Origin of the sequence: Vibrio agarivorans, assembly GCF_030409635.1 — a bacterium.
In the GTDB taxonomy this organism is placed as follows: domain Bacteria; phylum Pseudomonadota; class Gammaproteobacteria; order Enterobacterales; family Vibrionaceae; genus Vibrio; species Vibrio agarivorans.
The window spans coordinates 97,403-111,380 of record NZ_JAUFQF010000002.1 but is presented as its reverse complement, the minus strand read 5'-3'; the positions used below and the strand labels follow the sequence as shown (position 1 = coordinate 111,380).

Sequence of the window (13,978 nt, the reverse complement as noted above, 5' to 3'; positions counted from 1 at the left end):
GTGCTTCTAACTATTAATAGCTGCTGTAATATTCTTTCTTACCTATAGTGACAATCTCACTAAATAGTCTTATTTGTAGTATTTTATGATAAATACTGTCGATAAAATACTCAACATACCCCTTTAGGGTAGTATTTATCGGTAATTGATTTACATCATATGTTAATTTTCTTTCACAAATGACAATGCGTTCAGTTATGCAGTTCACCCCTGCAGTTTAAATATTTATCAGGAACCCGTATGAGCAAGATGAAACTCGTTGTCATTGGTAACGGCATGGTCGGTCACCGATATCTCGAAGATTTGGTTGATAAGACGGATGTGTCTAACTTTGACATTACTGTTTTTTGTGAAGAGCCTCGCGTCGCTTATGACCGTGTCCACCTTTCTTCTTACTTTTCTCACCATACAGCACAAGAGCTTTCACTTGTTAAAGAAGGCTTCTACGAAAAACACGGTATCAATGTCTTACTTGGTGAACGCGCGATTAACGTTAACCGTGAAAAGCGTACCGTTTATTCAAGCTCTGGCCGCGAAATTCAGTACGATAAGCTGATCATGGCGACGGGCTCTTTCCCGTTTGTACCGCCAATTAAAGGCCGTGAAAGCAAAGACTGTTTTGTTTACCGCACCATTGAAGATCTAAAAGCGATTGAAGCGTGTTCGAAGAAGAGCAAAGTCGGTGTGGTTATCGGCGGTGGTCTACTTGGTCTTGAAGCGGCAGGCGCACTCAAAGCGTTGGGCGTAGAGACTCACGTTGTCGAGTTTGCTCCCAAGCTGATGGCTGAACAGTTAGATCAAGCGGGCGGTAATCAACTGCGCAATAAGATTGAAAGCATGGGTGTGAATGTTCACACCAGCAAAAACACGCTTGAAATTGCACCTGAAGGCACAAACGCACGCAACGTAATGCGCTTTGCGGATGGTACTGAGCTTGAAACTGACTTTATTGTTTTCTCTGCGGGTATCCGTCCACAAGACAAGCTCGCTCGTCAAATGGAGCTAGAGGTTGCACCGCGTGGTGGTATCGCGATCAACGACTACTCACAAACGTCTGATGAAAACATCTATGCGATTGGTGAGTGTGCGTCTTGGAATGAGATGTTCTATGGCCTAGTAGCTCCTGGCTACAAAATGGCAACCGTAGCGGTTGATCACCTTCTTGGTAACGATAGCAAGTTTGAAGGTGCGGACATGTCAGCGAAGCTTAAGCTTCTTGGCGTGAAAGTAGGCTCAATTGGTGATGCGAATGGTCGTACTCCAGGTTGTAAGAGCTACGTTTACCAAAACGAAGAGCAAGAAGTTTACAAGCGTCTGATCGTTTCTGAAGATAACAAGAAACTGCTTGGTGCAGTAATGGTTGGCGATACGTCTGACTATGGCGACCTTCTTCAGCTTATGCTCAACGAAATCGATTTACCAGAACATCCAGATACGCTTATCCTTCCGGCGCACGCAGGCGCAGAGAAGCCAACACTAGGCGCAGACGCGCTACCAGAAAGTGCCGTTATCTGTTCATGTTTTGATGTGACAAAAGGCAAAGTAGCACAAGCGGTTGCTGACGGTCACCACACGATTGCTGACATTAAAGCAGCAACCGGTGCGGGTACTGGCTGTGGCGGCTGTATTCCTCTTGTGACTTCAGTGCTTAATGCTGAGCTAGCAAAGTCTGGCATCGAAGTGAAGAACGATATCTGTGAGCACTTTGCTTATTCTCGCCAAGAGCTGTTCCACCTAATTCGCATCGAAGAGATCAAAACGTTTGATGAGCTTCTTGAGAAGTATGGTCAAGGCTACGGCTGTGAAGTGTGTAAACCTGCAGTGGGTTCTATTTTGGCGTCTTGCTGGGGTGAGCACATCCTTAAACCACAACTGGTTAAGCTGCACGATACCAACGATAACTTCCTAGGTAACATGCAAAAAGACGGTACTTACTCTGTTATCCCTCGTATGGCGGGTGGTGAAGTCACACCAAAAGCATTGAAAGTGCTGGCAGAAGTGGCAGCGGAATACAACCTTTACACCAAAGTGACGGGCGCGCAGCGTATCGGTCTATTTGGTGCGCAAAAAGATGACCTTCCAGCTATCTGGAAGAAACTGGTTGCAGCAGGTTACGAAACAGGTCAAGCGTATGCGAAAGCACTGCGTATGGCTAAGACATGTGTCGGTTCAACTTGGTGTCGCTACGGTGTTCAAGACTCTGTTGGCCTAGGAGTGATGATCGAGAACCGTTACAAAGGCATCCGTACTCCGCATAAGATGAAATTTGGTGTGTCTGGCTGTACTCGTGAATGTGCGGAAGCACAAGGTAAAGATCTTGGCATCATCGCGACCGATGCAGGCTGGAATATGTATGTATGTGGTAACGGTGGTATGAAGCCACGCCACGCTGACCTGCTAGCAAGTGACCTAGACGAAGCAACGCTAATCAAATACATCGACCGTTTCATGATGTTCTACATCCGTACGGCTGCGCCACTACAGCGCACATCAGTATGGCTAGAGAACATGGAAGGTGGTGTTGACTACCTACGTGAAGTGATTGTTGAAGATAAGCTTGGTATCAACGAGCAACTAGAAACTGACGTGGCTAAGTTGGTTGAAGAGTTCCGTTGTGAGTGGACGGATACCATCAACGATGAGTCTCAGCTAAAGCGTTTCTCACACTTCATCAACTCAGATAAGCGTGATGACAACGTGATGTTTGTTGACGAGCGTGCCCAGCACCGCCCTGCAACTTACACAGAGAAACACCCAGAGGCGAAGGGCGACATCCTTCACGTAGCAGTGACTGAATAAGAGCGGAGTCATCATCATGGCATTTGAAAAAGTATGTGACATCACAGACATCGTACCGGGTACTGGCGTTTGTGCTCTAGTGAAAGACCAACAAGTGGCGGTGTTCCGCCCTTCAGAAGCGGAAGAAGTGTTTGCGATCAGCAATATGGACCCATTTGCTCGCTCAAACGTGTTATCACGCGGCCTTATCGGCGAGCACAAAGGCGAGCTTTGGGTGGCTAGCCCGCTTAAGAAACAACACTTTAACCTAGCCACAGGCGCATGCATGGAAGATGAGCGCTTCAACGTGAAAGCGTTTAAAGCGCGCGTTGTTAAAGGCTCGGTAGAGATCGCCGGTTAATAAAGGCGGAAGGCCAGAGGATGAAGGAAGAGGCGTAATCTCCGACCTTTCACCTTCATCCTCGAACCTTCTCTTTGTAGAGAGTTCTCGTAAGAGTCAATAGATTAAAGGTTCCCTGCTTTGGTAGATGTAGGGTCGCGAAAGCTGGGAGCCTTTCCCTATTCACTTTTAAACTTTTATCTTAATACTTTATGGAGAGACAATGATGTCTGACTTTAAACCTGCTGAATTCGTGCAAACGATGATAAACGTTGGCGAAGCAAAAACGAAAACGCACACGCGTGACTTGCTTATCCGTGGCTTCATGGCTGGTATCATCCTTTCACTGGCGGTAGTACTTGCACTGACAACCATCACGCAAACCGGTATCGGTGTGGTGGGTGCAATGGTGTTCCCTGTGGGCTTTGTTATTCTAAGCATCATGGGTTACGACCTAGTAACGGGTGTATTTGGTCTAGCACCTCTAGCGAAATTTGAAAACCGCCCAGGTATCTCTTGGGGTCGCGTTCTACGTTGTTGGGGTCTTGTTGGTCTTGGTAACTTGGTCGGCTCTATCTTTATCGCTTACATCATCGCGCTTTCACTAACGTCAAACTTCACTAACGACGGCGGTGCAGTAGCAAAAACTATCATCAACGCATCAACAGCTCGCTCAGCAGGCTTTGAGTCACTGGGCGTTGACGGTTGGATCACCTGTTTTGTACGCGGTATTCTATGTAACCTAATGGTGTGTCTAGGTGTGATTGGTAACATGACAGCGCGTCGCCTAAGTGGTCGTATCGCTGCAATGTGGTTCCCAATCTTCATCTTCTTCGCGTTGGTATTTGAACACGCGGTTGTAAACATGTTCCTTTTCCCACTAGGCATGATGCTAGGTGCAGATTTTGGTGTTGCGACATGGTTGAACTTTAACCTAATCCCAACCATTCTAGGTAACATCGTTGGTGGTCTACTGTTCACATGTGTGCCTCTATACCTAACACACGCGAAAACAGCACCATCTCTAGATGCGAAAGAAGAGAAAGTAGAAGCAACACCTGCGTTCAGCGCAAAATAATCTCGAATTCAAGTGCCTCAGCCTCACTTTGTGTGGGGCTGATTGACTATAACAAGTGATGATCTCAAAAGAGCCATTGTCGATTGTCACTTTTTATAGTTAATTTTTAAGAGTTGTTCCTATGTCTACAAACGCAGTTCAAGCAAGTCAAGGCGGATTTGTTTCTTTGGTTGGAGCGGGCCCTGGCGATCCTGATTTGTTAACTGTGAAAGGCTATCGCGTTATTCAACAAGCGGAAGTCTTGGTGTATGACCGTTTGGTCTCAGAAGAGATTCTTGCGATAGCCAATGACACGGCTGAGCGTATTTACGTTGGCAAACAACTGGATTTTCACTGCGTTCCTCAAGACCAAATCAATCAAATCTTGGTAGAAAAAGCCCTCGAAGGTAAGCGTGTTGTGCGTCTAAAAGGCGGCGACTCATTCATCTTCGGTCGTGGCGGTGAAGAGCTTGAAGAGCTCGCTGAGCACAACATCTCCTTTGAAGTCGTTCCGGGAATTACGGCAGCGGCAGGCGCGACCTCTTACGCAGGCATTCCATTGACTCACCGTGATCACGCACAGAGTGTGCAGTTCATTACCGGTCACATTCAAAAGAACGGACAAGAAATTCAGTGGTCATCACTGGCACAGCCAAACAATACGCTGGTGTTTTATATGGGCTTGAAGCAGTGTCGTCATATTCAAGCCAATTTGATTGAGCAGGGTATTGATATCAACATGCCGTGTGCGATTATCGAAAACGGCACTCGCAAAGAGCAGCGCGTATTCACTGGCAAGCTATCAGAGTTGGGGGATTTAGCCGAACAGGCCATCAGCCCAGCGTTGATTGTGGTAGGTAGTGTGACGTCTTTGCATGACAAGTTGAAGTGGTTTTAACTCTAGAGCCAAGAGCAAGCAAGTTATAGGTGACTCAAAGGGCTGACGACACCATTTGCTCCTCGTTCTAGCACATGCGTGTAAATTTGAGTGGTTTTGACGTCAGTATGGCCGAGCTGCTCCTGAACCGTTCGAATATCGGCCCCGCTTTCGAGTAAGTGAGTGGCGAATGAATGTCTTAAGGTATGAGAGGTGACGGGTTTAGTGATATTGGCACGTTTTGCCGCGGCTTTGATTGCTCTTTGAATTGTCGTGACATCGATATGATGCCTGCGCTGCACTTTTGATATCGGGTCAATACTCAACTTATGAGAAGGAAATAGAAACTGCCAGCTCAGCGTTTTGTTCGCACCGGGATATTTTCTCTCAAGTGCATTGGGCATTGAAGCACCAGCATAGTCGGATTGCTTTGAGTCCGTCTGCCATAGACGCTGAACCACTTCTCTTTGCTGGTAAAGTGCGGGGCATAGCTCTTTTGCTAGAGTCACGATTCGGCTCTTGTTACCTTTTGAAAGATGAATCCTTAACGCATAAAAGTCGAAATCAATATCCCCATATCTTAGCCTGACACATTCATTGACTCTTAATCCAGAACCATACATGAGTTGTACTGGCAGCAACCATGCTGGCTTCACATGATCTAGAAGTGCTCGTATCTCTCGCTTCGTTAATACGATAGGCAACTTTTTCTGCTTGGTTGCTTTTCTGAATCTCATATCGACTTTAATTGGTTGATGAAGAATATGCTCATAGACAAAAACGAGAGCATTCAATGCTTGGGCTTGAGTGTTGGCTGATACATTTCTATTGATTGAAAGATGAGATAGAAACTGCTCTACATGCTTATCACTCAGTGAGCGAGGATGTTGCTTATCGTGAAACAGGATATATTGCTTTGTCCAATACACGTAAGCCTCGACTGTGCGTTTGGCATAGTGTCTGGAGTACATGAAATCAACGATGTGTTGTAAAAAAGGAGATTGAATCTTCATCTAATGAATGTTGTCGATTAAAACCATAATCATCAGTCTAAGCCGCCATATTGCAGATAGACGGCAATTTGCCGTGTAATGCGACAAGTGTCATAATGGCTCACTCGCTAACAATCTGATTTGCAGGGGCTCTTAGGCACTAGCTCACAAGTTAGCACAAGTAATAGGTGGCAGAAAGCTCGTGGGTTAGACGGCTTGTTGCCGTATATAAAGCGTTAGGTTTAATTAAGCCAATTAACTTTTTGGAAATGGAAATTCATAATGGATTACGAAAGAAAACTGAAAGCTGCTCATGAAGAGCTAAACAATAAGGGAGTGTGGAAATCTAACTATAACCCACCAAACGACAAATTGTTGAAGATGATTGGTTGCAAACAACCACCCCCTTACTATCGTTCTTTTGTGGCAAATGTTTCCCTATCCTTTATATCCTTCACTCCAATATATGGGATATTGATGTGGCTATTTTCTTGGGGGTCTGAGGGTAAGTCGATTGCTGAAGCCGTTGTTTGGTCATCAATTGCGGGAACTCTTTTCGGTACTACAATGGCTTTGTATTTCTATATTCAGCATAAACGGTTGAAACTTACTGACTGGAAAAGCCTAGGCGGCGAGTAAAAACCTAACAAATTGCTTAACAAAGACTCCTAACGCTTGGCGATCTCAGTCGCAATTTAATTTCTGTGTTTAAGGCACAATATTCAAGTTAAGTGGCATCGCGTTGTCGCTTGTTAGCAAGGCGTTAGGCCAACCAAAATAACATGGAGAGTTTCAATGAAGTTATCAGCACTACTAATAGAGAACTTTAAAGGCATTGATGATGAGGTCAAGATTCTCATCGACAATATTGTTGTCTTGATTGGCCCGAATAATAGCTGCAAGTCCACGGTATTAGATGCTTATGAAGCATATGTATCAATGGGTACAGCTTTAACGATAGATCATTTTCACGGTAGAAATGACGGAAGACCTATTTGTATTACAGGTGTTTTTACCGATATCTCTCAGGACGATATTGATGCTCTAGGTCAAGAGTGGTTCTTAGCGGCAGACCCTGAGTTTGGAGATTGTGCAAAATTTCAAATTAGGTGGGACAAGGCTGATGAGAAAGGTACAAAATATAGTTTTAGTAACCAACTCTCTGATTGGAAAAAAGGTGGTGCAGGAGGGTGGAATACAATCCTCCAAAGTAGGTTACCAGTCCCTATTCGTGTCAACCCTAATGATGGCTATGACGCACTTGAAAAAGTTGTAAAAGAGCTAGCTTCAAAGAATGCTGCCAAAAAACTAAAAGATGATAAAAGTAAAGTAGCTGGAATAGTAGCCGAAATTGAAAAGCTGGCAAAAGAAGTGGAGGCAGAGATTTCAGGTGATATTAGTCAACTAAACGGGAAAATAGAATCTGAGATAAATAAACTTTTTGGTGGTGTCAAAGTTGGCTTTGAAACAGGAGTCGGCAAATTCAAAGCTGAGGACGCAATTAAAGATGGAAGTAAATTCTATATTGAATCTAATGGTCATTCAGCTGCTTTAGCTCACCAAGGGACAGGGGTGCAGAGAGCTTTCCTATGGTCGGCAATCAATGCACTCTGTAGTGAAGGTAAGTTTAAAAAAGGTACAAAAGTAATTAGCAATGATGCCCCTAAAGTTTTGCTTTTAGATGAGCCTGAAATTAACCTCCACCCTTCAATCATTAGAGCTGCACGAAAAGCTATTTATGCGCTAGCAGAAGTAGAAGGTTGGCAGGTTATATGTACAACTCATTCGCCTATATTCATTGACTTAACCCAAGACCATACAACTTTAATAAAGGTTTCCAATACTTCGGCCGGTGTTTACTACTTTCAAACGGATAAAGCCAACTTTAGCACTCAAGAAAAAGATAATTTAAAAATGTTGAATCGTTGCTGTCCTACAGTTAATGAGTTTTTCTTCTATGACAATTCAATTTTAGTCGAAGGTGATACAGAGTATTTAGCGTATCAGCATATTATTGAAGATAGCCAATTTGAGGGTTCTCACTGTGTAATCAACTGTCGTGGTAAAGCCAATATCCCAACTTTTATAAAAATATTTGACCAGTTTCAAGCTTCTGCAATTGCAGTGCACGACCTAGATACAAAGTTAAGATCCGATGGAGCTAAAAATGCGATGTGGACAATAAATGTCAGTATCAGAACTGAAGCAAATAAAACAAATGGAAGAGTTAAAACGGTTGTGCACAATCCAGATTTTGAGGGTTTTTATCTCAATGAGTCTCCAGTTAAAGATAAACCGTATAATTTATTTACCCACATAACATCGCCTGATTTTTACACTTCGGATAAATATAAACTTTTACGAGAGTCATTAATATCAATAAATAATGGCACTCATACTGGATTATATACAACAGAAGCTGAATTGGACGCGATGGCCTAACAAAGCAATTAAGTCGGATTTATGAACGCGTGCCGACTCGCTTACGCTCAAACATAGCACGCGTTCATTCACCGCTTATTGCGGCGTTATATGCTAGTCGTTTAAATTTAGAGAGTGATATGTTTAAAAATATTAGAGAGAAACATGAACATCATGTTATGAGTCTTGAGTTGGCTCTAGGTGAATCTGAGCTATTAGGCTTGTCTCCGTCAATTCCTGATTATAGAGCACTTACTCGTCAAGACATGGAAGCGTTGTTTCAAATCATTGATAGCGTACAACCTAAGTTAAATTACGACCATATGGCAGGGGCTTGTTTGTATGTGCATTCACATCTAAAAGAAGCATTTGCCCAACAAGGGTATAAATCGGAATTGGTTTTTGGCGATGTACTTGTTAATGGTCAGCCACACATGGGATGCGACTTAGGTACGCTGAAAGATCAGTTAAATACTGGTGTTTCAGATGCATCGCAGAAAGTTCACTGTTGGTTGTTACTAGAAAGTGGGCAATTTTTTGATGCGTCATTGTTTAGAGATATTACTAATGGTTTGTATGCGGCAGAGCTTTATGGCTATGGAAATACTGGGCTAGATGGATTTCATTTTGAGTACAGACCAATGCTCTTAGGAGCAGCATTCATTTCAAAAACCAACCCTAACCCGCAAGTGCGCATATAACAAACTGTTCAAGAGTGATTCGCAACGCGTGGCATTTTTACTATGCGTTGTGTTTAGTGTTTAAGGTGGTATGCGGTTGCTTAGGTATTGCGTTGCTCACACCTTAACAGGGCGTTAGCCAGCAACAAAGAAAATGGGAATTACGTTGATAATAAAAGAAATAGAAAGAAGACAACGACTTTTCAATGCGATCAGCTATGTAGACATTGCAATTGATGTAAAGCCTTCTAAGTTGAGAGACTTGGGTATCTATGGTGGTGCGGCTGGAGTATGGGTTAACTCAGATGTAACAAGGGGCGTAGTTTCTCCATCGAGCGGAGTTGCAGTTAGTATCTTGCACACCGGTAAAAACTACAGTGATAACATGTCGTCAAAGGGCATCGATTATGATTTTCCGAATACAAACAGAAATGGAAGTCATGATCAAAATGAAATACAAGCGCTAAAAAACTGCTTTGAATCCAAGATTCCACTGTTTGTTATCAGTAAAGCTTCGAATCAAAAACTTAGAAACGTCCATATTGGACTTGTTCAAACGTTTGATGAAATCAATGCTAAGGCATTTATCAGATTTGTGGCTCAGGATAAGTTGTTCCCAACAGCAAATGAAACAATCAAAGAATCACAAGCCGAATATAAAGTTACCTTCGAAAATGAAGTAAATGAGTCACTTGATGATAGTTCAGAAAACCGTCAAAGAAGGTTGGCCTTTAGATCTACTAAACCGAAAGTCGTTTATAGACTGGTTCAGGATTATCGTAGAGACCCTGATGTTGTCGCGGAAGCATTATATAGAGCAGAAGGCTTTTGCGAAAAGTGCAAAGAAAAAGCGCCCTTTATTAAGCGTTCCAATGGAGAGCCGTACTTAGAGGTTCACCATATAATACCGTTGTCGCAGGGCGGCTTAGACAGCCTTGAAAATGTAATAAGTCTCTGCCCCAACTGCCATAGGGAAATACACTTTGGGCCAGCTGGCTAACAAACTGTTTAAGAGTGATTCGCAACGCGTGGCATTTTTACTATGCGTTGGTTTTAGTGTTTAAGGTGGTATGCGGTAGCACCGGTATTGCGTTGCTCACACCTTGACAGGGCGTTAAGTGTATGAACTGCTATAGTTAAGTGTTAATGTTAAGTACGGAGGCTAGCGTGATTGAACTCAAGTATCTACTTATCCTTGTCACCGCTTTGGCTGGTGCTATTGGTACTTTTTTAGATGTCTATAACGGAGAGGGTGAGAACAAGAAAGTTAGTATTGCTGGTAAAACTCTCGTTAGTTTAATTGTTATCACTTTGGTTTTAACCCTTATTGTACAAGGTGTTGAAAACAAAGAACAAGAAACATTAGCTTCAAATCGAGAAGAGCAGTATAGGCAAAGTATAGATAAAATGAACTCAATAATTGATGACTTGAGTTCAAATATTGAAACTAGTCAACATATATTGAAGTCAGTTGGCAAAATAGATGAGCTGAATATTCATGTTCTGTATAAGCAAGCTCTAACTGACGAAAGTTCAGTTATTGGGAAGATCGTTGATGATGTGGGTTTAAATAATAACTTTGAGTTGTGTAACAGCAACGAGTTGGAAAGCTCCCATGGAAATAATGTGGAGTTTTTAAAATATTTTTCCATTCAGTGTAATTCAGTGACTGAAGGTTTCTATGCCCATTATTGGCCAGAAGATTACGTATTCAGTGACCTATCTGTGCCTGAATATTGGAAGCAGTTAAGATATCAAGGGCTGATTATAGTCGATAGATCTAATTTGTTTAATGATGAAAATGTAGTTCTTGATAAGAATCAATACGCTAGTAATATTTACCTTTCGTTTTCGGGTGACTACCGTGCGATACTGGAGTCAAAGCTTGACGTTAAAAGTCCACTTGCAAAAATTAGTTACTATCCTAAAGCTAATCTTGCTTCAGTGCATGCTATGGAGAAACTTAGGTTTAATAGTGAAGATCAAGTAGAACTCGATGCAGATGTTCCGTTTAACTCGACAGATTTTATTACTACAGAAATGTATCTAGCGATCCCTAAATCGGTAGAAAAAATGGTTCCCTACCTTGTACTTTTTGAGAGTGATAAGTATAAACGAGTTACTTATACAGTAACTGAGAAAACTTCTAATATAACAAATCACAAAGGCATGAATTTAGATCTTCAATTGTATAAATTGACCCGAGAGAAAGATCCATTCAAAGCATATGAACGTCAAAACCCAACCTACTTTGAGTGATCGACTATACACTTAACAAACAATTTAAGAGGGATTCCCAACGCTTGGCATTTTTGGTTCTACTTCAAATTTAGCGTTTATGGCACAATGCTTTCAGTTTGGGTGGTAGCGTTGCTCACCCCTTAATTGGGCGTTAGTTTTTAAGGAAAGTTATGAGTGAAATCCCAGTTAATATGCTTGTGCCTGTGGGGGTTGTTATTGCTGCCCTTATAGCGGGTGCATTCTCGTTTCTTAGTTTAGTTTTAACCAAAGAGCAGCAAATATCTCAATTACGACAGAACTGGATTGATGCACTGCGAGATGATATTTCAAAGTACATTTCAGCTCTGGTCGCAACGGAAGAAATATATTGGGCTATGGAGCAGAAGCATGGAGATTCAGTGGATGTTTTAGCTCGTTCGATGGAGACAAAGGAAGAACATCAAGCACTTGCAATTGCCTATTCAAATATCATGATGCGTCTAAACCCTGATGATAAAAGCAAACACCAAAAAGATTTGCGTAATTGCCTCGTGCAATCAAAAAACCTTGCGAGTAAAGGTAAGTGGGAAGAGTCAGTAGAAATGGTTGATAGCATTCGTGACTTTGCCCAACTGACGTTAAAAGAGGAATGGGAGAGAGTTAAGGTTGGTGAGCCTTCATTCGTTAACTCAAAAAGAGTGGGCGTAATTGGTGTAATTATCGCATTACTAGTTGCATGCCTTGTAATCTATAACGTTTCAGTGCCTTTAGAGCCGCACGTAATTAAAAACTAACAAACTGTTTAAGAGTGATTCGCAACGCGTGGCATTTTTACTATGCGTTGCGTTTTGTGTTTAAGGTGGTATGCAGAAGCTTCGGTATTGCGTTGCTCACACCTTGACAGGGCGTTAGGCTCACCCCGTAGTACTTTAATCTTTATGAAGAAAGCCGCTGCCATAGCCATTTTGATTACGGTTAGGTGTTGGTGATGGGTAATATGTCTTAAATTTTGGTGGACTCTTTTTTGCTTTAAAAGTGGGAGATTCATCGTTTTTGGAGTTCACTTCCCCCTTGCTTGTTTGCAATCGTTCGAAGTTTTTTTCTGAAAACCTATGCGTAGCATCTTCCACTCTGTCCTTTGTTAGTTCTTTTAACGGATAGGCTAGTTTTTCATGCGAAGCATTATTAAACAGGTACACCACTCTCTCATCCGTGTGAGGAACGGTTCTGTCGAAAATTCGCAATTTATTATCTACAGATAGCATTAAAAATCGTTTGCCGTGCTCGCTTTTTAAGTCAAATTCATCGGTGTTAACTGTGTTTTGCTCTATAGAACCGCTGTCAGGCTTTGCAATATCGGGTGGCTGTTTTTCATATGGTCTATTGCGGCTAAAAGTGTTCGCTTTTGGAGTTTTTTTGTGTGGAACCCAAATGATACGAGTTCCATCAGAGATACGACGTTGATGTTGTCTTACGCCCCTAGTGCCTTTTCTTTCATGTCGTCTTACTGTTGTATAGCGAGGATATCTTTCCAGCTCGAAATGGCCAAACATCAATGAAATTAGGAAGCAAAGTAACAGTAGAAGTAGCAGGCTCATTCGATAAAATACCTATAGTTTTACAGCGCTCATTTCCGTGCTAGGTGAGATTAGCCTAACAAACGCTTCAAGTGGCATTCGTAAACGTGTGCCGAACTCGCTTCGCTCAGACATGGCACACGTTCACTCACCCCTTGAGCGGGCGTTATACACAAAAGCTCATAAACCACTAATTTATCGGTCAATTCTTGATTGTTTCTATCGGGGTTGGATAATGTACGGTTCTCACTTAACTTGAATTTGGCTGATAATGCGTCTCGATAAATTTATACTGAAGAGTACTGAACTCACTAAAATCGAAGTAGTTCAACGGATCAACGCTGGTCAAGTCAGTGTTAATGGACACGTAGTCGAAAATGAAGCTAATCAGGTACATGAAAGCAATACGATTTTGCTCAATGGTGCTCAGTTAAAGGCGCGCGATTTTCGCTACATACTGATGCACAAACCCGCAGGAACTATATGCTCCAATATTGATGAAGTTTACCCGTCTGTATTTAACTACCTAGAAGTTGAGCATGTGTCTGAACTGCATATAGCTGGTCGCTTGGATGCGGACACTACGGGTTTAGTTCTAATCACTGATGATGGTCGGTGGTCTTTCAATATCACCACACCAACAAAAGAATGCCGAAAGGTCTATCGTGTTGGGCTTTCGCGCCCGATCGCTGAGGATGTAGCTTCCAAGTTCCAACAGGGTATTCTTTTACAAGGTGAACAGAAATTAACGAGACCTGCCAAATTAGAAATTGTAAGTCCTCAAGAAGTGCTTTTAACGATTACAGAGGGTAAGTTTCATCAAGTAAAGCGGATGTTTTCTGCTGTTGGTAATCGTGTTGTTTCGCTTCATCGAGAGGCAATTGGTGCTGTCTGTTTAGATGTTGATGTTGGTCAGTGGCGCTACCTAACAGATCTGGAAGTACAGTCTTTTTCCAACTGAGTATCGAGTAATATTTTGTGTATAACAAACGACTAAGACGGATTCCCAACGCTTGGCATTTTCGGTTTGATTCAG

13 protein-coding genes are annotated in these 13,978 nt (G+C 42.4%); 11 read left to right on the top strand and 2 right to left on the bottom strand.

All coding sequences use genetic code 11. The features are described 5' to 3' along the window. The first annotated feature begins 240 nt into the window (after positions 1 to 240). The 4 genes from nirB (at position 241) to cobA (ending at position 5,073) form a co-directional block, all read left to right on the top strand. Complete coding sequence (gene nirB, locus QWZ05_RS06095) at positions 241 to 2,799, top strand: nitrite reductase large subunit NirB (RefSeq protein WP_290297281.1); 2,559 nt, start codon at positions 241 to 243, stop codon at positions 2,797 to 2,799. Positions 2,800 to 2,815: 16 nt separating this feature from the next. After that, positions 2,816 to 3,139, top strand: a complete 324-nt coding sequence (gene nirD / locus QWZ05_RS06090; RefSeq protein WP_264876027.1) for a nitrite reductase small subunit NirD — start codon at positions 2,816 to 2,818, stop codon at positions 3,137 to 3,139. A 202-nt stretch (positions 3,140 to 3,341) separates the two neighbouring features. After that, on the top strand, positions 3,342 to 4,196 hold the full coding sequence (locus tag QWZ05_RS06085) for a formate/nitrite transporter family protein (RefSeq protein ID WP_290297280.1): 855 nt from the start codon (positions 3,342 to 3,344) through the stop codon (positions 4,194 to 4,196). Between the two features lie 121 nt (positions 4,197 to 4,317). After that, entirely contained in the window at positions 4,318 to 5,073 is a 756-nt protein-coding gene (gene cobA / locus QWZ05_RS06080) for a uroporphyrinogen-III C-methyltransferase (protein WP_290297279.1), read from the top strand. 23 nt (positions 5,074 to 5,096) lie between these two features. On the opposite strand, the gene QWZ05_RS06075 is transcribed toward cobA, so the two are convergent. After that, positions 5,097 to 6,059 (bottom strand): integron integrase, encoded by a 963-nt coding sequence (locus QWZ05_RS06075; protein WP_290297648.1) that lies wholly within the window; start codon positions 6,057 to 6,059, stop codon positions 5,097 to 5,099. 267 nt (positions 6,060 to 6,326) lie between these two features. Here QWZ05_RS06075 and QWZ05_RS06070 point away from each other — a divergent pair, with 267 nt between their 5' ends. The 6 genes from QWZ05_RS06070 to QWZ05_RS06035 all read left to right on the top strand — a co-directional run bounded on the left by QWZ05_RS06070 (position 6,327) and on the right by QWZ05_RS06035 (position 12,159). Then, entirely contained in the window at positions 6,327 to 6,683 is a 357-nt protein-coding gene (locus QWZ05_RS06070) for a DUF6404 family protein (protein WP_290297278.1), read from the top strand. Between the two features lie 156 nt (positions 6,684 to 6,839). Beyond that, positions 6,840 to 8,486 (top strand): ATP-dependent nuclease, encoded by a 1,647-nt coding sequence (locus QWZ05_RS06065; RefSeq protein ID WP_290297277.1) that lies wholly within the window; start codon positions 6,840 to 6,842, stop codon positions 8,484 to 8,486. Between the two features lie 119 nt (positions 8,487 to 8,605). Further along, positions 8,606 to 9,166 carry a hypothetical protein gene (locus QWZ05_RS06060; protein WP_110415740.1) on the top strand — a complete coding sequence of 187 codons (561 nt, stop codon included), beginning with the start codon at positions 8,606 to 8,608 and terminating at the stop codon, positions 9,164 to 9,166. 133 nt (positions 9,167 to 9,299) lie between these two features. Next, positions 9,300 to 10,145, top strand: a complete 846-nt coding sequence (locus QWZ05_RS06050) for an HNH endonuclease (RefSeq protein ID WP_290297275.1) — start codon at positions 9,300 to 9,302, stop codon at positions 10,143 to 10,145. Between the two features lie 167 nt (positions 10,146 to 10,312). Continuing rightward, positions 10,313 to 11,404 carry a hypothetical protein gene (locus QWZ05_RS06040; RefSeq protein ID WP_290297271.1) on the top strand — a complete coding sequence of 364 codons (1,092 nt, stop codon included), beginning with the start codon at positions 10,313 to 10,315 and terminating at the stop codon, positions 11,402 to 11,404. A 152-nt stretch (positions 11,405 to 11,556) separates the two neighbouring features. After that, entirely contained in the window at positions 11,557 to 12,159 is a 603-nt protein-coding gene (locus QWZ05_RS06035; RefSeq protein WP_237312830.1) for a hypothetical protein, read from the top strand. Between the two features lie 135 nt (positions 12,160 to 12,294). Here QWZ05_RS06035 and QWZ05_RS06025 read toward each other — a convergent pair whose 3' ends face one another. Further along, positions 12,295 to 12,963, bottom strand: coding sequence for a hypothetical protein (locus tag QWZ05_RS06025; RefSeq protein WP_264876017.1), 669 nt, complete (start codon positions 12,961 to 12,963; stop codon positions 12,295 to 12,297). Between the two features lie 250 nt (positions 12,964 to 13,213). On the opposite strand from QWZ05_RS06025, the gene QWZ05_RS06020 reads away from it, so the two are divergent. Beyond that, positions 13,214 to 13,903, top strand: a complete 690-nt coding sequence (locus tag QWZ05_RS06020; protein ID WP_290297258.1) for a pseudouridine synthase — start codon at positions 13,214 to 13,216, stop codon at positions 13,901 to 13,903. Positions 13,904 to 13,978 lie beyond the last annotated feature (75 nt).